This window comes from Pseudomonas sp. DWRC2-2 (assembly GCF_049897885.1).
Lineage (GTDB): Bacteria > Pseudomonadota > Gammaproteobacteria > Pseudomonadales > Pseudomonadaceae > Aquipseudomonas > Aquipseudomonas azotoformans_A.
Genome location: NZ_JAFCXD010000002.1, coordinates 174405 through 195046, shown reverse-complemented (window position 1 = coordinate 195046; position 20642 = coordinate 174405). Strand labels below are relative to the sequence as shown.

Annotated in this window: 20 protein-coding genes; 6 read left to right on the top strand and 14 right to left on the bottom strand. The window is 58.9% G+C overall.

Annotation, left to right across the window (positions count from 1 at the left end):
• Positions 1-6 precede the first annotated feature (6 nt).
• The 7 genes from ACP7EW_RS09380 to rplM form a co-directional block, all read right to left on the bottom strand.
• Positions 7-426, bottom strand: a complete 420-nt coding sequence (locus ACP7EW_RS09380) for a ClpXP protease specificity-enhancing factor (protein WP_426128152.1) — start codon at positions 424-426, stop codon at positions 7-9.
• Between the two features lie 17 nt (positions 427-443).
• Positions 444-1061: a glutathione S-transferase N-terminal domain-containing protein gene (locus tag ACP7EW_RS09375; protein ID WP_033899297.1), complete on the bottom strand. Its 618-nt coding sequence runs from the start codon at positions 1059-1061 to the stop codon at positions 444-446.
• A gap of 149 nt (positions 1062-1210) precedes the next feature.
• Positions 1211-1990: a cytochrome c1 gene (locus tag ACP7EW_RS09370; protein ID WP_010213166.1), complete on the bottom strand. Its 780-nt coding sequence runs from the start codon at positions 1988-1990 to the stop codon at positions 1211-1213.
• Complete coding sequence (locus tag ACP7EW_RS09365) at positions 1990-3201, bottom strand: cytochrome b (RefSeq protein ID WP_003188526.1); 1212 nt, start codon at positions 3199-3201, stop codon at positions 1990-1992. Before ACP7EW_RS09365 ends, ACP7EW_RS09370 begins: the two co-directional genes overlap by 1 nt.
• Positions 3201-3794: a ubiquinol-cytochrome c reductase iron-sulfur subunit gene (gene petA / locus ACP7EW_RS09360; RefSeq protein WP_016976232.1), complete on the bottom strand. Its 594-nt coding sequence runs from the start codon at positions 3792-3794 to the stop codon at positions 3201-3203. Before petA ends, ACP7EW_RS09365 begins: the two co-directional genes overlap by 1 nt.
• Before the next feature lie 266 nt (positions 3795-4060).
• Complete coding sequence (gene rpsI, locus ACP7EW_RS09355) at positions 4061-4453, bottom strand: 30S ribosomal protein S9 (RefSeq protein WP_002555064.1); 393 nt, start codon at positions 4451-4453, stop codon at positions 4061-4063.
• A gap of 14 nt (positions 4454-4467) precedes the next feature.
• The gene (rplM, locus tag ACP7EW_RS09350) at positions 4468-4896 is read right to left on the bottom strand and encodes a 50S ribosomal protein L13 (protein ID WP_003188508.1); all 429 of its coding nucleotides are present in this window, start codon (positions 4894-4896) and stop codon (positions 4468-4470) included.
• 248 nt (positions 4897-5144) lie between these two features.
• Here rplM and ACP7EW_RS09345 point away from each other — a divergent pair, with 248 nt between their 5' ends.
• Entirely contained in the window at positions 5145-6185 is a 1041-nt protein-coding gene (locus ACP7EW_RS09345) for an NADP(H)-dependent aldo-keto reductase (protein ID WP_426216639.1), read from the top strand.
• Between the two features lie 56 nt (positions 6186-6241).
• On the opposite strand, the gene ACP7EW_RS09340 is transcribed toward ACP7EW_RS09345, so the two are convergent.
• Positions 6242-7378, bottom strand: coding sequence for an acyl-CoA dehydrogenase family protein (locus ACP7EW_RS09340; RefSeq protein WP_426216638.1), 1137 nt, complete (start codon positions 7376-7378; stop codon positions 6242-6244).
• Between the two features lie 220 nt (positions 7379-7598).
• Between ACP7EW_RS09340 and ACP7EW_RS09335 the strand changes: the two genes are divergently transcribed.
• Positions 7599-8519 (top strand): GlxA family transcriptional regulator, encoded by a 921-nt coding sequence (locus tag ACP7EW_RS09335; protein WP_174890977.1) that lies wholly within the window; start codon positions 7599-7601, stop codon positions 8517-8519.
• Positions 8520-8598: 79 nt separating this feature from the next.
• Here ACP7EW_RS09335 and zapE read toward each other — a convergent pair whose 3' ends face one another.
• The 3 genes from zapE to ACP7EW_RS09320 all read right to left on the bottom strand — a co-directional run bounded on the left by zapE (position 8599) and on the right by ACP7EW_RS09320 (position 11782).
• Positions 8599-9693 (bottom strand): cell division protein ZapE, encoded by a 1095-nt coding sequence (zapE, locus tag ACP7EW_RS09330; protein ID WP_016976236.1) that lies wholly within the window; start codon positions 9691-9693, stop codon positions 8599-8601.
• 79 nt (positions 9694-9772) lie between these two features.
• Positions 9773-11128 carry a tryptophan--tRNA ligase gene (locus tag ACP7EW_RS09325; RefSeq protein WP_426216636.1) on the bottom strand — a complete coding sequence of 452 codons (1356 nt, stop codon included), beginning with the start codon at positions 11126-11128 and terminating at the stop codon, positions 9773-9775.
• Between the two features lie 24 nt (positions 11129-11152).
• Complete coding sequence (locus ACP7EW_RS09320) at positions 11153-11782, bottom strand: alpha/beta hydrolase (protein ID WP_038850899.1); 630 nt, start codon at positions 11780-11782, stop codon at positions 11153-11155.
• 147 nt (positions 11783-11929) lie between these two features.
• On the opposite strand from ACP7EW_RS09320, the gene ACP7EW_RS09315 reads away from it, so the two are divergent.
• Positions 11930-12367 (top strand): YhcB family protein, encoded by a 438-nt coding sequence (locus tag ACP7EW_RS09315; protein ID WP_003171734.1) that lies wholly within the window; start codon positions 11930-11932, stop codon positions 12365-12367.
• A 66-nt stretch (positions 12368-12433) separates the two neighbouring features.
• On the opposite strand, the gene ACP7EW_RS09310 is transcribed toward ACP7EW_RS09315, so the two are convergent.
• From ACP7EW_RS09310 to ACP7EW_RS09300, 3 genes are all read right to left on the bottom strand, one after another.
• Positions 12434-14155 carry an ABC transporter ATP-binding protein/permease gene (locus ACP7EW_RS09310; RefSeq protein WP_426216633.1) on the bottom strand — a complete coding sequence of 574 codons (1722 nt, stop codon included), beginning with the start codon at positions 14153-14155 and terminating at the stop codon, positions 12434-12436.
• 110 nt (positions 14156-14265) lie between these two features.
• Positions 14266-14826, bottom strand: a complete 561-nt coding sequence (locus ACP7EW_RS09305; RefSeq protein WP_003171731.1) for a response regulator transcription factor — start codon at positions 14824-14826, stop codon at positions 14266-14268.
• Positions 14819-16081: an ATP-binding protein gene (locus tag ACP7EW_RS09300; RefSeq protein ID WP_016976240.1), complete on the bottom strand. Its 1263-nt coding sequence runs from the start codon at positions 16079-16081 to the stop codon at positions 14819-14821. Before ACP7EW_RS09300 ends, ACP7EW_RS09305 begins: the two co-directional genes overlap by 8 nt.
• A gap of 205 nt (positions 16082-16286) precedes the next feature.
• Between ACP7EW_RS09300 and ACP7EW_RS09295 the strand changes: the two genes are divergently transcribed.
• From ACP7EW_RS09295 to ACP7EW_RS09285, 3 genes are all read left to right on the top strand, one after another.
• Positions 16287-17000 carry an SIMPL domain-containing protein gene (locus ACP7EW_RS09295; protein WP_426216632.1) on the top strand — a complete coding sequence of 238 codons (714 nt, stop codon included), beginning with the start codon at positions 16287-16289 and terminating at the stop codon, positions 16998-17000.
• Positions 17001-17090: 90 nt separating this feature from the next.
• The gene (locus ACP7EW_RS09290; RefSeq protein WP_426216630.1) at positions 17091-18692 is read left to right on the top strand and encodes an ABC transporter substrate-binding protein; all 1602 of its coding nucleotides are present in this window, start codon (positions 17091-17093) and stop codon (positions 18690-18692) included.
• A 258-nt stretch (positions 18693-18950) separates the two neighbouring features.
• Positions 18951-20579, top strand: coding sequence for an ABC transporter substrate-binding protein (locus tag ACP7EW_RS09285; RefSeq protein WP_426216628.1), 1629 nt, complete (start codon positions 18951-18953; stop codon positions 20577-20579).
• Positions 20580-20642: the final 63 nt, after the last annotated feature.

Sequence of the window (20642 nt, the reverse complement as noted above, 5' to 3'; positions counted from 1 at the left end):
CGCGCGTTATTTCACCACTTTCAGGCTCGGCCGGCCGCTGGGGCGCGGTGGCTCGGAATCCGGTGGCGGCAGGTCATCGCCCTCTTCGTTTTCGATCGTTTCGTCATCCTCGAAAGGCGACTCCAGATCGAACACCATGCCTTGGCCGTTCTCCCGGGCATAGATGCCGAGGATGGCGCCAATCGGCACGAACAGCGTATGCGGCACGCCGCCAAAACGCCCTTCGAAGCTCACGGCTTCGTTGTCCATGTGCAGGTGGCGCACGGCACTCGGCGATACGTTCAACACAATCTGCCCATCACTGGCAAAACCATCCGGCACCTGAACCGCAGGAAATTCGGAATTGACCAGCATGTGCGGGGTGCAATCGTTGTCCACAATCCACTCATAGAGCGCGCGGACCAAGTAGGGTCGACTGGAGTTCATCAGCGGCTCCTTAAGCCTTAGCGCATATCGCGTTCGACACCAGACAGACTCGCCTGGAAAGCCTCACGCGCAAACTGGCGCTCCATGTAATCAAGCAGCGGCTTGGCAGGCCGCGGCAGTTCAATACCGAGAATCGGCAAACGCCAGAGTATCGGTAATAGGCAGCAATCCACCAAGCTTTGTTCCTCACTGAGGAAAAAAGGCTTATCGGCGAACAACGGCGAAACGCCGGTCAGGCTCTCGCGCAATTCCTTACGCGCCTGTACCCGAACGGCTTCTTTTGTACGCGAATCCAGAATCACATCCACCAGCCCGCACCAGTCACGCTGGATCCGATGAATCAGCAGGCGGCTGTTGGCACGCGCCACCGGGTACACCGGCAGCAAAGGCGGATGCGGGTAACGCTCATCCAGGTATTCCATCACCACGGTCGACTCCCACAACGCCAGGTCACGATCGACCAGGGTGGGCAAGCTGCCGTAAGGGTTCACTTCGATCAGTTTCGGTGGGTGACGACCCGCCTCCACACTGATGATCTCGGCGCTGACACCCTTCTCTGCGAGCACGATGCGCACTCGGTGGGAATAGTGGTCGGCGGGGTCGGAGTAACAGGCCAACCGGTTGGTCACGCCCATGGCGGTCCTCCTCGCTTGTTGAAATTATCGAAAGCTCAAAAACGAGCGCGCCCAGAGAGCATCTCTGTAACAACCGGTTAAACCAGGTCGCTACGTATTCAGAGATGCCGCTGGGCGCGCAAGATTAACAGCAATTGCTTACGGTTGGATCAATGCACATCCTTCCAGTATTCGCGTTTGAGCAGGTAGGCGAATACGAAGAAGAACGCCAGGTACAGCAGCACATAGGTACCAATGCGCTGATGCTCCAGTTTGACCGGGTTGGCCGAGTAGGCCAGGAAGGTCACGAGGTTCTTGACCTTCTCGTCGAACTGCTCGTCTGTCAACGAACCTGGGGTTTCTATCTTCAGTTGATCGCACGCTTCATGAGTCAACGGCGTGCCGGTCAACGGATCGTATTGCTTCTTGCCGTCTTCAACGACCTGGATCTGCTTGCATCCTACCACTTGCTTGCCTTGCAGGCCGACCAGAACGTTAGGCATGCCGACGTTCGGGAACACACGGTTGTTCACGCCATAAGGACGTGCCGGGTCTTCGTAGAAGGATTTCAAGTAGCCATAGAGCCAGTCGGTGCCGCGTACACGGGCGACCAGGGTCAAGTCTGGCGGTGCGGCGCCGAACCAGGTCTTGGCGTCCGCAGGCTTCATGCCGATGGTCATGTGGTCGCCGATCTTGGCGCCGGTGAACACCAGTTTTTCCAGCATCATTTCATGGGGGATACCGAGGTCATCGGCCACCCGCTCGTAACGCTGGAACTTGGCGCTGTGGCAGCCCATGCAGTAGTTGGCGAAGGTGCGCGCGCCGTCCTGCATGGCAGCCTTGTCCGACACGTCGATATCGACTTTTTCCAGTTCCGGTCCGCCGTGCTCGGCAGCGAAGGACAGTAGCGGCAAGGCCGCAAGCATCAATGCAACGAATAACTTTTTCATCAGCCAGTCACCCTTTCCGGAACCGGTTTGGTCTTCTCGAGCCGGGTGTAGAACGGCATCAGAATGAAGTAGGCGAAGTACAGGAAGGTGCAGACCTGCGACAGCAACGTACGCTCAGGAGTCGGCGCCAATACGCCCAGTACGCCCAGGATCACGAAGGAGATGCAGAACACCCACAGCCAGATCTTGCTCAACCAGCCCTTGTAGCGCATGGACTTGACCGGGCTTCGGTCGAGCCAAGGCAACACGAACAGCACTGCAATGGCCGCGCCCATGGCGATCACACCCATGAGCTTGTCGGGGATCGCCCGCAAGATTGCGTAGAACGGCGTGAAGTACCAGACCGGGGCAATGTGCTCAGGGGTCTTGAAGGCGTTGGCCTGTTCGAAGTTGGGTTTCTCCAGGAAATAACCGCCCATCTCCGGGAAAAAGAACACGATCGAGCAGAACACGAACAGGAACACCACCACGCCGACAATGTCTTTCACGGTGTAGTAAGGGTGGAACGGAATGCCATCCAGCGGGATGCCGTTTTCGTCCTTGTGCTTCTTGATGTCCACGCCATCCGGGTTGTTGGAACCCACTTCGTGCAGCGCCAGGATGTGCAGCACCACCAGGCCCAGGATCACGATCGGCAAGGCCACCACGTGCAGGGCGAAGAAGCGGTTCAGGGTGATGCCCGAGATCAGGTAGTCACCCCGGATCCACTGGGTCAGGTCATTGCCGATCACCGGGATCGCGCCGAACAGCGAGATGATCACCTGGGCGCCCCAGTACGACATCTGGCCCCAAGGCAGCAGGTAGCCCATGAAGGCTTCGGCCATCAGCGCCAGGTAGATCAGCATGCCGAACACCCACACCAGCTCGCGGGGCTTCTGGTACGAGCCGTAGAGCAGGCCACGGAACATGTGCAGGTAGACGACGATAAAGAACGCTGACGCGCCGGTAGAGTGCAGCAGGCGCAGGATCGAGCCGTACTCGACGTCACGCATGATGTACTCGACGGAGGCGAATGCCTCTTCCGCCGACGGGGTGTAGCTCATGGTCAGCCACACACCGGTGACGATCTGGTTGACCAGCACCAGCAATGCCAGGGAGCCAAAGAAGTAGAAGAAGTTGAAGTTTTTTGGCGCGTAATATTTGCTGAGATGGTCTTCCCACATTTTAGTGGCGGGGAAGCGCGCATCCACCCAATCCATGAACTTGCTCATCACGCGTTCTCCTTATCGAGGCCAATGACAATGAGGTCGTCAGTTTCGTAGGTGTGCGGAGGAACCGGCAGGTTCAACGGAGCAGGCTGGGACTTATAGACGCGGCCAGCAAGGTCGTAGTGGGAGCCGTGGCATGGGCAGAAATAGCCGCCGACCCAATCCTTGCCCAGATCGACTGGAGCCACTTCCGGGCGGAAGGTAGGCGAGCAACCCAAGTGGGTACACAGACCGACCAGCAGCAGGATCTCTGGCTTGATCGAACGCACTTCGTTCTTGGCGTAGGCGGGTTGGTCGGACTTCTCGGATTTGGGGTCAGACAACTGGCCTTCGATCTTTTTGAGATTCCCCAGGATTTCCTCGGTACGACGAACAATGAAGACCGGCTGGCCGCGCCATTCAGCAATCATCTGCTGCCCTGGCTCGATCTTGCTGATATTCACCTTCACCGGTGCACCTGCGGCTTTCGCCTTGGCACTGGGAAACCATGACCCCACGAACGGGACCGCAGCCCCCACCGCTCCTGCAGCACCCACCACGGATGTGGCTGCTACCAAGAAGCGACGCCGGCCTGCATTCACGCCGTCATTGCTCATTCAGTCCTCTCCCATCAGCTTTTTGGCCTGTTAAATCAGGCGTCTACTAAGTGTTGAATCTTTACTTATAAAAATTTTGCCGAATGGTAATGAAAAGCCCCACGTCTGACAAGGGAATTGCCGGGAGCTCAGCCTCCAGGCCTTGTAGTATAGGGGGTCTACGGATGTGGCAAGTTGTCACGGCGATTTTTATGCATAAATCGCAGGCAATAAAAAACGCCCAGCTCCGTGAGGAGGCTGGGCGTTTTTGTGGAACGTAAAGCGAATTAACGCTTCGAGTACTGCGGACGCTTACGCGCTTTACGCAGACCGACTTTCTTACGTTCAACTTCACGAGCATCGCGAGTCACGAAGCCAGCTTTGCGCAGAGCGCCACGCAGGGTTTCGTCGTACTGCATCAGAGCGCGAGTGATACCGTGGCGGATTGCGCCAGCTTGACCACTTACACCGCCACCGATAACGGTGACGTAGATGTCGAACTTTTCAACGGTCTCGGTCAGTTCCAGCGGCTGACGAACTACCATGCGGGCAGTTTCGCGGCCGAAGAAGTTGTCCAGGGAGCGGTTGTTGATCGAGATGTTACCAGTACCCGGACGCAGGAAAACGCGAGCGGTTGCGGTTTTGCGACGGCCAGTGCCGTAATTTTGAGTCGCCGACATAATGAACTATTCCGTTAAAACTTCAGTTCTTGGGGCTGCTGAGCAGCATGAGGGTGTACAGCGCCCGCATAGACTTTCAGCTTGCGAAACATATCGCGACCCAGTGGGCCCTTAGGCAGCATGCCTTTGACCGCGATTTCGATCGGGGCTTCAGGCTTCTTGGCAATCAGGCCTTCGAAGTTGGAAGACTTGATACCGCCTGGGAAACCGGAGTGACGGTAGTACATTTTGTCGCTTGCTTTGTTGCCGGTTACACGAACCTGCTCAGCGTTGATGATGACAATGTAATCACCAGTGTCAACGTGAGGGGTGTACTCAGGCTTGTGCTTGCCACGCAGACGGCTGGCGACTTCAGTGGCCAGACGACCCAGGGTCTGACCAGCGGCGTCGACGACAAACCAGTCGCGCTGAACTGTTTCCGGTTTTGCAGTAAAAGTTGTCATTCTTTAATAGCCTCAGGGGCCGCCCTGTAAATTAGACGGCGGATCTTACTGAATAGTGCGTACTTTGACAAGTCAAAGGCAGCCGGATACAGACGCTATCGGGGGCTCGGGTCGGCGCGTCCGTTCAACGGCAAGATTCTTCGGCAGGCGGCGCATCACTTCCACTGCAGAAAGAGGTGGGCAATTATGCAGATTGCGAAAAAAAATTCAACCTGCTTTTATGATTGTTTTCCCTGAAGGAGTACCCGATGGATTATCGACAGCTGGGCCGTACGGATCTGAACGTGAGCGCGATAGCCTTGGGCACCATGACCTGGGGCGAGCAGAACAGCGAGGCAGAGGCCTTCGCGCAGATCGAGCGGGCCAAGGGCGCGGGGATCAACTTCCTCGACACGGCCGAAATGTACCCGGTGCCGCCCAAGGCCGACACCTATGCCACCACCGAACGCTACATCGGTAATTACTTCAAAAGCCGTGGCGACCGTGCCGACTGGATCCTGGCCAGCAAGATCGCCGGCCCCGGCAACACCATCGACTACATTCGCGATGGCCACCTGCGCCACAACCGCAAGCACATCGTCGAGGCCCTGGATGCCAGCCTCAAACGCCTTCAGACCGACTGGATCGACCTCTACCAACTGCACTGGCCGGAGCGCAGCACCAACTTCTTCGGCCAACTGAGCTACAAGCACAAGGACGAAGACGACCTCACCCCACTGGAAGAAACCCTCGAAGCGCTGGACGAGCAAGTGAAAGCCGGCAAGATCCGCCACATCGGCCTGTCCAACGAAACCCCGTGGGGCACCATGAAATTCCTGGCCCTGGCCGAAGCCCGCGGCTGGACCCGCGCGGTGTCGATCCAGAACCCCTACAACCTGCTCAACCGCAGCTTTGAGGTGGGCCTGGCGGAAGTTGCGATTCGTGAACAGTGCGGCTTGCTGGCGTATTCGCCACTGGCGTTTGGCATGCTCAGCGGCAAGTACGAGAACGGCGCACGCCCGGCCAAGGCACGCCTGACGGAGTACAGCCGTTTCAGCCGCTACTTCAACCCGCAGTCTGAAGCGGCGTGCAGCCGTTATGTGGCATTGGCGCGCGAGCACGGCTTGGACCCGGCGCAGATGGCATTGGCGTTTGTGACGCAGCAGCCGTTTGTGACCAGCAATATTATCGGGGCGACAAGCCTGGAGCAGTTGGACAGCAACATTGCCAGTGCCGATCTGACGTTATCGAAGGAAGTGCTGGAAGGGATCGAGGCGATTCAGAAGGATCATCCGAATCCAGCGCCTTGATTGACCTGTAGGCCTCATCGGGGCAGGCCCCCGATGAGGCCCTCAGCAGCACACCATCACAGCGCCCGCGCAATAATCTCCTTCATGATCTCATTGGTCCCCGCATAAATCCGCTGCACCCGCGCATCCGCCCACGCCCGTGCAATCGGGTATTCCCACATGAAGCCGTAACCGCCGTGCAACTGCACGCACTCATCGAGCACCTTGCATTGCAGGTCCGTGGCCCAGTACTTGGCCATCGCCGCCGTGGGCACATCCAGTTTGCCTTCCAGGTGCAACGCCATGCACTTGTCGACAAATACCCGACCGATCTGAATCTCGGTAGCCATCTCCGCCAACTTGAATCGGGTGTTCTGGAAGTCGGCAATCGCTTTGCCGAACGCCTTGCGCTCGCGGGTGTATTCCAGGGTCCACTCCAGCGCCGCCTCGGCGGATGACAGCGCGCCAATGGCTACCGTCAGTCGCTCCTGCGGCAACTCCTGCATCAGATAGGCGAAGCCCATGCCCGCCTGGCCCAGCAGGTTTTCCTTGGGCACCCGCACATCCTGGAAGAACAGCTCCGACGTGTCCTGGGCCTTCATACCGACCTTCTCCAGGCGCTTGCCCTTGTCAAAGCCAGGCGTGTCGGCCTCCACCAGAAACAGGCTGGTGCCCTTCGCACCTGCCTTGGGATCGGTCTTGGCGACGACAATCACCAACTCGGCCAGATAACCGTTGGTGATAAAAGTCTTGGAGCCGTTGATCACGTACTCATCACCGTCCAGCACGGCGGTGGTCTTGACCCCTTGCAGGTCGGAACCGGCGCCCGGCTCGGTCATGGCAATGGCCGTGACCATCTCCCCAGAGATCAACTTGGGCAGGTATTTGTGCTTCAGCGTCTCACTGCCGTAATGCAGGATATATGGCGCAACAATATCCGAATGCAGGGAAAAACCGATGCCGGTCAGCCCCAGCCGGCTGATCTCTTCGATCACCACCGCGCTGTACAAAAAGTCCGCGCCCAGCCCGCCATATTCTTCCGGCAGGTGGGAACACAGCATCCCCGCCTCCCCCGCCTTGCTCCACAAGCCACGGTCGATATAGCCCTGTTTTTCCCATTGCCCATGGAACGGCGCGGCGTCTTTTTCGAGGAAGGTGCGCACGCTCTCGCGGAAGAGTTCGTGCTCCGGGCTGAACAAGGTTCTGGGAATCATGGGTCACCTGCGTGGATTGTCGGACAAGGACGAGCCCACAGAGACTATGCCGCGAAGGCAGCACGGGACACTGGACACATGCGACAAAAAATAAGACGATCCAGCCGTCTGGTGACCACTTTCCCCTATAAGAATAAATGAAATTATGTCTAACCAAATCTCCACGCCGTTGCGGCGCGTCAGCATTTTGGCCATTGATCGGGTATTCGCTTCAACCCTCATGCAAGCCAAGGATTTCTTCCACCTCGCCAGCCTGCGTTACGGCAAACAGCAGGGCCTGGGCCTGACGCCCGCCTTCGAATCGCGCCTGGTCAGCCCCGATGGGCAATCGGTACGCAGCTTCAGTGATGTGATCATGCCGGTGGACGGCGGCCTGGAAGACGCCGACATCATCGTGCTACCGGCCTTCTGGGATGACTTCGACGCCCTGTGCACCCGCTACCCACAAGTGCTGCCATGGTTGCGTGAGCAACATGCACGCGGTGCCGTGCTGTGCGGCGAAGCCACCGGGGTGTTCTGGCTGGCCGAAGCCGGCCTGCTCGACGGCAAGGAAGCGACCACCTACTGGCGTTTCTTCAATGCCTTCAGCGAACGCTTCCCCAAGGTTCAGCTCAACCAGGACAAACACCTTACCGACGCTGACAACCTGTATTGCGCCGGCGGCACCACTTCGGCGTGCGACCTCTATATCTACCTGATCGAACGCTTCTGCGGCGCCAACATCGCCCAGGCCGTGGCCCGCGACATCCTCTACGAGGTGCAGCGCAGCTATTCACCGGGTCGCATCGGGTTTGGCGGACAGAAGCTGCACCAGGATGTGATCATCCTGCAGATCCAGCATTGGCTGGAGGAACACTTCGCTGACAAATTCCGCTTCGAAGACGTGGCCCGGGAACACGGCATGAGCATCCGCAACTTCATGCGCCGCTTCCAGACCGCTACCGGTGACAAACCGCTGCATTACCTGCAACGGCTGCGTATCGAGACGGCCAAGGGATTACTCTCGGGCAGCCGCAAGAGCATCAAGACCATCAGTTATGAGGTGGGGTATGACGATGCGAGTTTCTTTGCGCGATTGTTCAGGCAGCACACAGAACTGTCGCCGAACCAGTATCGCCAGCAATTCCAGCAGGCTGCCTGACGGGAGGCAAACACAAGTCTAATGTGGGAGCGGGCTTGCCTGCTCCCACATTTTGATCTCCATTTTTCTGGAGATTTGCTTAGGGTTTGTGCCCGCGTGACAGGAACTCGTGGGACTGCATCTCCAACAGGCGACTCAGGGTACGCTGGAATTCGAAGTTCAAGCGCCCGCCGGTGTACAGGTCCTTCAACTCAACCTCAGCCGAGATGATCAGCTTCACGTTACGGTCGTAGAACTCGTCGACCATGTTGATGAAACGGCGCGCGATGTCGTCGGTGGTGACGCTCATCTGCTCCACACCGCTGAGGATCACGGCGTGGAAGATCTTGCCCAGCTCGATGTAGTCGTTCTGGCTACGCGGGCCGTCGCACAGCTGGCGGAATTCGAACCAGGCCACATCATCGCAGGTACGCAGCGCGATGATTTCGCGGTTCTCGATCATCAGCTTGTCGTTTTCCACCGCCTGGGTGCATTCCGGCGTGAGGGCGCGGAAGCTCTTTTTCAGGCTTTCGTGGGCCGCTTCGTTCAGCGGGAAGTGGAACAGCTCCGCTTGCTCCAGGTGACGCAGGCGGTAGTCGACGCCGCTGTCGACGTTGACGATTTCGGTGTTCTGCTTGATCAGCGCAATGGCCGGGAGGAAGCGCGCACGTTGCAGGCCGTCCTTGTACAAGCCGTCGGGCACGATGTTCGAGGTGGCCACCAGGGTCACGCCGTTCTTGAACAGTTCTTCCATCAGGGTGCCGAGGATCATGGCGTCGGTGATGTCGGAGACAAAGAACTCATCGAAGCAGATCACCCGCGCTTCTTCGGAGAAACGCTTGGCGATGATGGTCAGCGGGTTTTTCTCGCCCGGCAGGGTCTTCATCTCTTCGTGCACGCGCTTCATGAAGCGGTGGAAGTGCGTGCGCACCTTTTCCTTGAACGGCAGCGCTTCGAAGAAGGTGTCGACCAGGTAAGTCTTGCCCCGCCCCACGCCGCCCCAGAAGTACAGGCCTTTGACCGGCGTGTGGTCTTTCTTGCCAAACAGCTTGCTGAACATCCCCGGCTTGCTTTGCGAGGCCGCGAGCAGGTCGTCGTAAAGGCGCTGCAAATGACGCACCGCATTTTCCTGGGCTGCGTCATGGAAGAATTCAGGGCGTTTCAGATCAGCTTGATATCGTTCTAGGGGCGTCATAATTTCGTTAGCAAGGCAACAAAAACGGGCCGTCACTGTAACGACGGCCCCGGATAATGGCAATCAACCCTTGGTCGGGTTAATCCTCGATGGGCGTCAACGCAACGCGCAAGGCTTCGATGGCCGCGTCGCGCGACGCTTCGTCGGCGAACTCGGCACTGTCGGCCACCACGGCACCGTCCAGCCATACGCTGAAGCCCAGGGCTTCGGTGCGTAAGTCCAGCGCGTCGCCGCTTTGCAGTTGCTTGGTCACCGCGCCCGCTGCCTTGCCGTCGGCAAAATTGCGCGACAACAGCAGTTGCTCGCCATCGGCCGCCAACAGGCGGAAGCGGAAGCTGCCGTCGTCCTCGCGAAAGCTCACGAAGCGCGCGGCTTTGGCGGCTTTCTTCTTGGCGGCGACCGGCGCCGCAGCCTGGTTGACGAACGAACGCAGGCCCACGGCTTCACGCAGCTCAGCCAGGAACGGTGCAGCCACGGCGCGGGCTTTCTTGGCGCCGATCAGCAGCAAGTCTTCCATGTCCGAAGGGCGCGACATCAACTGGTGATAGCGTTCGCGGGCTTCACCCAGTTGGCCATCCAGCAGTTGGAACAGACGGTTCTTCGCCTCGCCCCAGCCCAGCCCTTGCAACAGGTCGGCGCGGAACTCTTCCTCCTGGGCCTTGCTGGCAAATGCCTGGTACAGGGTAAACAAGTGCGAGTTGTCCGGGTCCTTGGCTTCGCCCGGCGCGCGGGAGTCGGTGACAATCCGCGAGATCGCGCCCTTCATGTCCTTGGCGCTGGTGAACAATGGGATGGTGTTGTCGTAGCTTTTCGACATCTTGCGGCCATCCAGGCCCGGCAAGGTGGCGACGCTTTCTTCGATCAGCGCCTCGGGCATGGTGAAGAATTCTTTACCGTTGCCGAACAGGTGGTTGAAGCGCTGGCCGATATCACGGGCCATTTCCACGTGCTGGATCTGGTCGCGACCGACCGGCACCTTGTGCGCGTTGAACATCAGGATGTCCGCCGCCATCAGCACCGGGTAGCTGTAGAGGCCCATGCTGATACCCGCATCCGGGTCTTCGCCGGCTTCCACGTTCTTGTCCACCGAGGCCTTGTACGCATGGGCACGGTTGAGCAGGCCCTTGGCGGCCACGCAGGTGAGCAGCCAGGTCAGTTCGGGGATTTCCGGGATGTCGGACTGGCGGTAGAAGGTCACCCGGTTCACATCCAGGCCACCGGCCAGCCAGGTCGCGGCGATTTCCATGCGCGAGCGCTGGATGCGCTGCGGGTCATCGCATTTGATCAGGGCGTGGTAGTCGGCCAGGAAGTAGAAGGAATCGGCATTGGCGTCCTGGCTTGCGAGGATCGCCGGGCGGATCGCACCGGCGTAGTTGCCCAGGTGCGGCGTGCCGGTGGTGGTGATGCCGGTGAGGATACGGGTACGAGTCGTCATGGGTAATCGCTTATCAGACTGCTATCAATTCGAGAGTCGCGGCAGCACCAGATCCTTCAGATCGGTGAGCTTGCCGTGAAAAAAGTGTCCGCATTCTGCCACTTTCAGCAGCTCATGGGGGCGATTCAGGGCGGCAGACCAGTCGTAGACGGTCTGTGGGTCGACCACTTCGTCGGTTTCCGGCTGGATCAGAGTCAATGGGCAACCCTGTGGCAGCGCATCGGTATCGCGCAGACGCATCACCGCTGCGGCAACCATGAACAAATGTGACAGTTTTTCACCCTTGGCTTCCAGGCGTCCGCCGAGGCTGGCAGCCACATAGCCACCGAACGAAAAGCCAAGCAAGGTGATCGGCAAGTCCGGGTGTTTTTCCCGCAGCCAGGTGGCGGCCGCTTCGGCGTCATCCACTTCACCGGTGCTCATGTCGTGGGTGCCGGCACTCGCGCCAACGCCACGGTAATTGAAACGCAAGGTAATCAAACCGGCATCGCGGGCGGTGCGTTGCAGGGTCGATACGACTTTATTGAGCATGGTCCCACCCTGCACCGGGTTGGGGTGGCAGATCAGCGCCAGGCCACGTGGCTCGGGGTGATCCAGGTACAGGGCTTCCAATTGGCCCACCGGGCCATCGATCAAAACGGGGGTTTCACGCATGAGCAAGAGATGAACTCCGTGACCTCTCAATGGGTCGACTCGTCTAGCTAAAAGTCTGTGCTTGGCATCATTGCGAGCTTAATCGCGGTATACAGCGCAGGTTTGAGCCGTTAACGTAAAGCAAAGCCGTTTATAGAGGAAGGACTCGTGGAACACTCGCTCTTAGTTTGGTTGTTGCCGACTCTTGCCCTGGTTGCCGGTGTCGCCATTGGTTTCCTGGTTGCTCGCTTGCTGCCGAATGCCGCGCCTAACCGCACGCAGCGTCAGTTGGATGACATTCAGGAACGTTTTGACAGTTATCAGAACGAGGTTGTTACCCACTTCAACAGCACCGCGACCCTGGTCAAGAAGCTCACCCAGAGCTACCAGGAAGTACAGGATCATCTCGCCGATGGCGCAAACCGCCTGGCCCTCGACGACATCACCCGCCAGCGCCTGTTGGCCGCGTTGCATTCCGATGCACCGCAAACCCCACGGGAGCGCCTGACCCCTCCACGGGAAAACCAGGAGCCACCACGGGACTACGCGCCAAAAACGCCGAACGCCCCAGGCATGCTGGATGAGCATTACGGTTTGAAGAAGTAACTTAATCTTCAAGCACTAAAAAGCCCGGTTGATCGATGATCAGCCGGGCTTTTTGTTGGCTGGCGTTTACACCGGCTGTTCCTGCAACATCCCACCCTCGATGCGCACATGCCGACCATGGAAGCGCTTGAGGCTGCTGCGATGGCCGACGCTGACGATGCTCAGCCCCGGCAGCTCATCGATCAGCGCCTGATACAGCGTGGCCTCGTCCTCTTCATCCATGGCCGACGTGGCTTCGTCCATGTACAGCCATTGCGGCGCGAACAACAAGGCACGGGCAAAAGCCAGGCGCTGCTGCTCGCCCGGCGAGAGCATGCGTTGCCAGTGATTGGCCTCCTCCAGCCGGCCAATCAGATGCGGCAGACGGCAGGTTTCCAGGACCTGTGCATAACGTTCTGCCGGGTAGACGCTGTCGTACTGTGGATAACTCAATACCGCCTTCAGCGTGCCAATCGGCAGGTAAGGTTTTTGCGGTAGGAACAGATAACGTTCGGACGGCAACCGAATGCTGCCGTGACCCGCAGGCCAGAGCTGCCCCATCGCACGCAGCAAGGTACTTTTGCCGCTGCCGGAACGGCCGCTGAGCATAACGCGCTGACCCGGTTCAACGACCATGTCTGCGTCGGTCAGCAAATGGCGACCATCGACCAGATCCATACCCAAGTTTTGGACCACCAGCCGGTCGCCCTCGGCGCTCACATCGATGGCCGCTGGGCGTTGCTCGTTGTCGCGCATGGCCTGTTGAAAACTCAGTAGACGGTCACTGGTTGCGCGCCAGCCAGCCAGATCCGAGTACGCGCTGATAAACCAGCTGAAATTGCCCTGCACGTTGCCAAAGGCCGAGTTGATTTGCATCAACTCACCCAACTCGATCTTGCCGGAGAAATAGCGCGGCGCGGCCACGATAAATGCAAAGACAGTGGCTATCTGTTCGTAACCTGCGGTGAAAAACGTCAGGCGCTTGGACACCTTCATGATGTCCCAGTAGTTGTGCCAGACTTTGCCGAACCGCGCACTCAGCCGCTGATTCTCGTTGGGCTCACCGTTGTACAGGGCGATACTCTCGGCGTTCTCACGTACCCGCACCATGGAGAAACGCAGGTCCGCTTCGAAACGTTGTTGCTGGTTGCTCAAGCCGATCAGACGGCGACCGATCAGATGGGTCAACCAGCTGCCGACAGCCGCGTAAACCAAGGCACACCAGAACATGTAGCCTGGGATAGTGATACCGAACACTTCGATGCTGCCCGACACGCCCCACAGGATGATCGAGAACGACACCAGGCTCACCACATTGCGCAGCAGGCCAAGGCCGAGGCTCAAGGTGTTCGAGGTAAAGCTGTTGAGGTCTTCGGAAATCCGCTGGTCCGGGTTGTCGGTGTAGCCACCCTGCTCCAGCTGGTAGTAATTCTTGTGGCCAAGCCAGCGCGCAAAGTACTTTTCGGTCAGCCACGCCCGCCAGCGAATCGTCAGCATCTGGGTCAAATAGAGGCGGTAGACCGCGCCGAGAATCGCCACGGTGGCGATGCCGCAGAAATAGCCGATCTGTTGCCAGAAGGCGGCGGTGTCCTTGTTCTCCAGGGCGTTGTAAAAGTCTTTGTACCAATGGTTGAGCCACACGGAAATCGCCACGCTGAACAGCGACAAACCGATCACCACCGCCAGCAACAACCAGGCCTTGCCCTTCTCTTCACTGCGCCAATAGGGCGTGATCATCGCCCAGGTGCGGCGAAAGAATTGCCCACGCACCGCATCGTTGACCGCGGAATACTCAGCGTTCTGATTCATCGTTCAGGCTCTGTAATAAAATGTGACAGGCGTTCGAACCGATCATAGTTGATCGGTTCGGGGCTCCGTGCGGCCTGAAGCAGATTGTTCAGCTGTTGTTCAGATCAGGCTCAGCGGCGTACCGGGCGCTTTTGCAGCTTGCGCTGCAAGGTACGGCGGTGCATGCCCAGGGCGCGGGCAGTGGCGGAGATATTGCCTTCGTGCTCGGTCAGCACGCGCTGGATGTGTTCCCACTGCAGGCGGTCCACCGACATCGGGTTTTCCGGCACCAGGGTATCCAGGTCGGCGTGCTCGGAGAGCAAGGCGGCCAGTACGTCGTCGGCGTCCGCCGGTTTGCACAGGTAGTTGCAGGCACCGCGCTTGATCGCCTCGACGGCCGTGGCAATGCTGGAGTATCCGGTGAGGATCACCACGCGCATTTCCGGGTCGAGTTCCAGCAGCTTGGGCAGCAGCACCAGGCCGGAGTCGCCGTCCATTTTCAGGTCCAGCGCGGCGTAGTCCGGCAAGTCGGCCTGGGCGATGGTCAGGCCTTCCTCGGCCGAGCCTGCGGTGCTGACGCGGAAACCGCGACGGCTCATGGCGCGCGCCATCACGCGGGTAAAGGTGGCGTCGTCATCTACCAGCAACAGGTGCGGCAGTTCTTCGCCTTCGACTTGGATCTCGTCACTCATCGATATCTCCTCGTGCGACACGGGGCAGGCGCAGCTCGGTGAGCGTGCCACCTTCCTCATGACTATAGAGCTTCACTGAGCCGCCCGCGCGGGTCACGCTGGCCTTGCTCAAAAACAGGCCGAGGCCGAAGCCTTTGCCCTTGGTGGTAAAGAAGGGTTTGCCGATCTGCTCGGCAATGGCCAGCGGCACACCCGCGCCGTGGTCACGAATGCTGATGGTCACGTCTTCGGCGTCCCAATCCAACTGTACGCCCAACCCCTCGGGACAAGCGTCGGCGGCGTTGTTCAGCAGGTTGAGCAGCGCCTGGGTAAGGTCCGGTGGCGGCGCCATGCGCGGCACGCTGCCCTGGCCCAGCAGATGGAAACGGTAACTGGCTTCGGGGCGCATCAGGTGCCAGCGGTTCAGGGCTTCGTCGAGCCACTGGGTCACGTCCTGCATTTCCACCGCCAGGCGGCGATTGGCTTCGGCGGCGCGCACCAGTTGCTGCAGGGTCTGCTTGCACTGCTTGACCTGTTCGCGCAGTACGCCGAGGTCTTCTTGCAGCGCCGGGTCGTGATGGTCCTGGGTCATTTCGTTGAGCAGCACGCTCATGGTCGCCAAGGGTGTGCCCAGCTCATGGGCGGCGCCGGCAGCCTGGGTGGCGACGGCCAAGAGTTGCTGGTCGCGCAGGCCCTCTTCACGGCGAATGGCGCGCAGTTCTTCCTGGCGACGCAGCTCTTCGGCCATGCGCGCAGCGAAGAAGGTGATCACCGCAGCGGACAGCGCGAAACTCAGCCACATTCCGTAGATCTGCAGGTTTTCCCGGGCGATCGGGAAGGTTTGCAACGGGTAGAACCGCGCCAGCAGCAAGGTGTAGAGCGTCAAGGCAATACCCGACAGCACCACCGAATAGCGCCACGGCAATGTCACGGCAGCGATGGTCAGTGGCACCAGGTAATACGAAACAAACGGATTGGTGGAACCGCCGGAGAAATACAGCAACACACTGTGGATAAACAGGTCGCAGGCCAGTTGCAGAGCGTATTCCAACTCGGTCACAGGCCACGTGGTGCGCAACCGGATCGCGGTAAACACACAGAGCACGGTGGAGAAACCGAGGGTCACGCCCAGCTGCAGCCACGGCAGCGGCAGCAGGTCGAACCAATAGGCAAGCCCGACGGAGCCGGCCTGTGCGGCCAGTACCAGGGTACGGATGAACGTCAGGCGCCAGAGGTTCTGGCGTGTGGCGGAAGTCAGTTTTACGGCGGCGAGCATGTGCTCTCCCGGTGAGCGCTGCAGGCGGATCGGCAGGAGTATAAACGAAGCAGGTCGACTGGCACGGCGTGTGTGGCTCTTTGCCGCAGGCTGGGCCGATGACCGTTCGTCGGCGCCCTCATGACTTGTAGCTAATGTGTAAACCCGAAGAACCCGATGCCACCGTCTACAGTCATACCCAACACGACTATCTCAAGGAGCTTCCATGTCTCGTTTCACTCGCAGTGCAGCCGCCCTCACCCTCAGCGTCGGCACCCTGGTCAGCCTGCCAGCACTGGCCGCTGACGCACTGAACTACAATCAGATTTCCCTGCGCGCCGAGGTCAGCCAGGAAGTGGCCCGCGACAAGATGATCGTGACCCTCTACACCGAATCCCAGAACAGCGACCCCGCCAAGCTCGCCGCCGAAATCACCACCACCATGAACAAGGCCTTGGACCAGGCGCGCGAAGTCAAAGCAGTGACCCTGCGCCAGGGCAGTCGCAACAGCTACCCGATCTACGACAGCAAGAACCAGAAGATCACCGGCTGGCGTGAGCGCGCCGAACTGCGCCTGGAAAGCGCGGACTTCCCAGCATTGTCCAAGCTCACCGGCGAACTGCAGAGCACCCTGAAGATGGACAACATGGAGTTCTCCATCGCCGACGCCACGCGCAAGTCCAGCGAAGATGCCTTGCTCAAAGATGCAGTCGCCGCATTTAAGGCACGCGCGCAACTGGCCACCGATGCGCTGGGTGGCAAGGGCTACAAGATCGTCAACCTGAACTTCAACACCAACGGCTACCCGATGCCGTATGCCCGTGGCGGCATGATGATGAAAGCGGCCATGGCCGATTCGGCACCCACGCCTGAAGTGGAAGCCGGCACCAGCCAGGTCAACATGAGCGCCGATGGCGTGATTGAAGTGCAGATGCCGTGACCCCTACCTGATAAACCTGAACGGCGTTACCCTCGGTAGCGCCGTTTTCGTTTGGGCAGCTTATATATGCCTGCCACTTCAGGGGTCTCCATGGAAAGAATTGCCTTAAAACCGCTCCTCCTCGCTGCCGGCCTGCTGGCGTTTATGCCACTGGCCCAGGCGGCCAGTACCCTGGTCTACTGCTCCGAAGCCAGCCCCGCCGGTTTCGACCCCAGCCAGTACACCAGCGGCACCGATTTTGATGCGTCTGCCGAAACCGTGTTCAACCGCCTGACCCAGTTCAAGCGCGGCGGCACCGAAGTCGAGCCTGGCCTGGCGACGAGCTGGGACGTGTCCAAGGACGGCCTGACGTATACCTTCCACCTGCGCGATGGCGTCAAGTTCCACACCACCGATTTCTTCACCCCTACCCGCGACTTCAACGCGGATGATGTGCTGTTCACCTTCAACCGCCTGCTGGATGCGCAAAGCCCGTTTCGCCAGGCTTATCCTTCCGAATCGCCCTACTTCACCGACATGGGCTTGAACACCACGATCAAGAGCGTCGACAAACTCGACGAGTACACCGTGCGCTTCAACCTGAACAACGTCGATGCGTCGTTCGTGCAGAACCTGGCCATGAGCTTCGCCTCGGTGCAATCGGCCGAATACGCCGCGCAACTGCTCAAGCAAGGCAAGGCCGAAGAGATCAACCAGAAACCGGTAGGCACCGGGCCGTTTGTATTCAAGCGCTACCAGAAGGATTCGCAGATCCGCTACGTGGCCAACCAACAGTATTGGAAACCCGAGGATGTGAAGCTCGACAACCTGGTGTTCGCCATCACGCCAGATGCGGCGTCGCGCCTGCAAAAGCTCAAGGCCGGTGAATGCCAGGTCAGCGGTTACCCGCGCCCTGCGGATATCGAGGTGATGAAACAGGACCCGAACCTGCGCGTGCTGCAACAAGCCGGTTTCAACCTGGGTTTCCTGGCCTACAACGTCACCCACCCGCCGCTGGACCAGCTCAAGGTGCGCCAGGCGCTGGACATGGCGATCGACAAGCCGGCGATCATCAAGGCCGTGTACCAGAGCGCCGGACAATTGGCGCAGAACGCACTGCCGCCTGCGCAGTGGTCTTATGACCCCGGCATCAAGGACGCGCCTCACGATCCTGTGAAGGCCAAGGCGCTACTAAAAGAAGCAGGGGTTGCACCCGGTACCACCATCAACCTGTGGGCCATGACCGTACAACGCGCCTCCAACCCCAACGCGCGTATGTCCGCACAGATGATTCAGCAAGATTGGGAAAAAATCGGCATCAAGGCCAATATCGTCAGTTATGAATGGGGCGAATACATCAAACGCGCCAAGAATGGCGAGCATGACGCCATGATTTATGGCTGGACCGGTGACAATGGCGACCCGGATAACTGGCTGGGTGTGCTCTACAGTTGTGCTGCGGTCAAGGGCAGCAACTACGCCAAATGGTGTAACCCGGCCTACGACAAACTCGTCCAGCAAGCCAAGGTCAGCAACGACCGCGAGCAACGCATCAAGTGGTATCAACAGGCACAAAAAATCCTTAAGGAACAAGTACCTATAACGCCTATTGCGAACTCGACGGTTTTCCAACCGCTGCGTAAGGAAGTCAAGGACTTCAAGATCAGCCCCTTCGGCTTGACGCCGTTCTACGGCGTGAGTCTAGAGAAGTAACAACGACGCCCCAACCGAGTGCGCTAGACGCCTCGGTTGGTCATTTTTGGTGCGCCACCTGCACCGAAAAAACCCTCGAAATAGACGCAAATATGTACAAACTTTCATAATTGCGACATTCCTGTACGTTCGTACCACTGTTTTACCTTCGTAACGGTTCAGCATCTTGCAATGGGTATGGCGCCTGCATAAGTATCCGCAGGCCGACTCACGAGGTCGCCCTCACCACCAAAAATGACAACAAATCATGAGGCCAACATGCTTAAACACGCAGTCATTCCGTTAATTGTTAGCGCTGGCCTTATGGCCGCAGCTCCTTTCGCCCAAGCGGCGACTAACCTGGTGTTCTGCTCCGAAGGGAGCCCGGCCGGTTTTGATCCAGGCCAGTACACCACCGGAACAGACTTCGATGCCTCGGCCGAAACCATGTTCAACCGCCTGACCCAGTTCGAGCGCGGCGGCACCGCTGTGATTCCTGGGCTGGCCACCAGCTGGGACGTGTCTTCGGATGGCTTGACCTACACCTTCCACCTGCGTGATGGCGTCAAGTTCCACACCACCTCGTACTTCAAACCGACCCGTACCTTCAATGCCGATGACGTGCTGTTCACGTTCAACCGCATGATCAACAAGGACGATCCGTTCCGTAAGGCCTACCCCACCGAGTTCCCGTACTTCACGGACATGGGGATGGACACCAATATCAAGAACATCGAGAAAGTCGATGACCATACCGTCAAGTTCACCCTTGGCACCGTGGACGCCGCTTTCATCCAGAACCTGGCAATGAGCTTCGCTTCGATCCAGTCGGCTGAATACGCCGCCCAACTGTTGAAAGAAGGCAAGGCCGCGGACATCAACCAGAAGCCGGTCGGCACTGGCCCGTTTGTGTTCAAGAGCTATCAGAAAGACTCCAACATCCGTTACACCGGCAACAAGGACTACTGGAAACCTGAAGACGTGAAGATCGACAACCTGATCTTCGCCATCACTACCGACCCGTCGGTGCGTATCCAGAAGCTCAAGAAAAACGAATGCCAGATCACCCTGTTCCCACGTCCGGCCGACCTCAAGGCGCTGGGCGATGACAAGGACCTGAAACTGCCGCACCAAGCCGGTTTCAACCTGGGCTACATCGCCTACAACGTCATGGACAAGGTCAAGGGCAGCGACCAGCCCAACCCGCTGGCCGACCTGCGCGTACGCCAGGCGCTGGACATGTCGGTGAACAAGCAGCAGATCATCGACTCCGTGTACCAGGGCGCCGGCCAACTGGCCGTCAACGCCATGCCTCCGACCCAATGGTCGTATGACACCACCATCAAGGACGCCAAGTACGACCCTGAGAAAGCCAAGTCACTGCTCAAGGAAGCGGGCGTCAAGGAAGGGACTGAAATCGTTCTGTGGGCCATGCCGGTTCAGCGTCCGTACAATCCGAACGCCAAGCTGATGGCAGAAATGCTGCAGAACGACTGGAAGAAGATCGGTCTCAACGTGAAGATCACCAGCTACGAGTGGGGCGAGTACATCAAGCGCTCCAAAGGTGGCGAGAACCAGGCCATGATCATTGGCTGGAGCGGTGACAATGGTGACCCGGACAACTGGCTGAACGTGCTGTTCGGCTGCGACTCGCTGCAAGGCAACAACTTCTCCAAATGGTGCGACAAGAAATTCGACGGCATCGTAAAAGAAGCCAAGGCTACGTCGGACGTCGCCAAACGCACCGAGCTGTATAAGCAGGCGCAACATATCCTCAAAGATGCTGTCCCGATGACACCTATCGCGCACTCGACGGTGTATCAACCCATGCGTTCCACCGTGCAGGACTTCAAGATCAGCCCCTTTGGCTTGAATTCCTTCTACGGCGTGAGCGTCAGCGGCAAGTAAGGATCATTGGCGGCGACGTTTCCTAACGTCGCCGTTATTGCATCCGCCTAGACCGTAGGAAAC

Bases quoted from the DNA above. Each gene is read 5' to 3' on its own strand.
- ACP7EW_RS09380 (WP_426128152.1), bottom strand. From the start codon at position 426: ATGAACTCCAGTCGACCCTACTTGGTCCGCGCGCTCTATGAGTGGATT.
- ACP7EW_RS09375 (WP_033899297.1), bottom strand. From the start codon at position 1,061: ATGGGCGTGACCAACCGGTTGGCCTGTTACTCCGACCCCGCCGACCAC.
- ACP7EW_RS09370 (WP_010213166.1), bottom strand. From the start codon at position 1,990: ATGAAAAAGTTATTCGTTGCATTGATGCTTGCGGCCTTGCCGCTACTG.
- ACP7EW_RS09365 (WP_003188526.1), bottom strand. From the start codon at position 3,201: ATGAGCAAGTTCATGGATTGGGTGGATGCGCGCTTCCCCGCCACTAAA.
- petA (WP_016976232.1), bottom strand. From the start codon at position 3,794: ATGAGCAATGACGGCGTGAATGCAGGCCGGCGTCGCTTCTTGGTAGCA.
- rpsI (WP_002555064.1), bottom strand. From the start codon at position 4,453: ATGTCGGCGACTCAAAATTACGGCACTGGCCGTCGCAAAACCGCAACC.
- rplM (WP_003188508.1), bottom strand. From the start codon at position 4,896: ATGACAACTTTTACTGCAAAACCGGAAACAGTTCAGCGCGACTGGTTT.
- ACP7EW_RS09345 (WP_426216639.1), top strand. From the start codon at position 5,145: ATGGATTATCGACAGCTGGGCCGTACGGATCTGAACGTGAGCGCGATA.
- ACP7EW_RS09340 (WP_426216638.1), bottom strand. From the start codon at position 7,378: ATGATTCCCAGAACCTTGTTCAGCCCGGAGCACGAACTCTTCCGCGAG.
- ACP7EW_RS09335 (WP_174890977.1), top strand. From the start codon at position 7,599: ATGCAAGCCAAGGATTTCTTCCACCTCGCCAGCCTGCGTTACGGCAAA.
- zapE (WP_016976236.1), bottom strand. From the start codon at position 9,693: ATGACGCCCCTAGAACGATATCAAGCTGATCTGAAACGCCCTGAATTC.
- ACP7EW_RS09325 (WP_426216636.1), bottom strand. From the start codon at position 11,128: ATGACGACTCGTACCCGTATCCTCACCGGCATCACCACCACCGGCACG.
- ACP7EW_RS09320 (WP_038850899.1), bottom strand. From the start codon at position 11,782: ATGCGTGAAACCCCCGTTTTGATCGATGGCCCGGTGGGCCAATTGGAA.
- ACP7EW_RS09310 (WP_426216633.1), bottom strand. From the start codon at position 14,155: ATGAATCAGAACGCTGAGTATTCCGCGGTCAACGATGCGGTGCGTGGG.
- ACP7EW_RS09305 (WP_003171731.1), bottom strand. From the start codon at position 14,826: ATGAGTGACGAGATCCAAGTCGAAGGCGAAGAACTGCCGCACCTGTTG.
- ACP7EW_RS09300 (WP_016976240.1), bottom strand. From the start codon at position 16,081: ATGCTCGCCGCCGTAAAACTGACTTCCGCCACACGCCAGAACCTCTGG.
- ACP7EW_RS09295 (WP_426216632.1), top strand. From the start codon at position 16,287: ATGTCTCGTTTCACTCGCAGTGCAGCCGCCCTCACCCTCAGCGTCGGC.
- ACP7EW_RS09290 (WP_426216630.1), top strand. From the start codon at position 17,091: ATGGAAAGAATTGCCTTAAAACCGCTCCTCCTCGCTGCCGGCCTGCTG.
- ACP7EW_RS09285 (WP_426216628.1), top strand. From the start codon at position 18,951: ATGCTTAAACACGCAGTCATTCCGTTAATTGTTAGCGCTGGCCTTATG.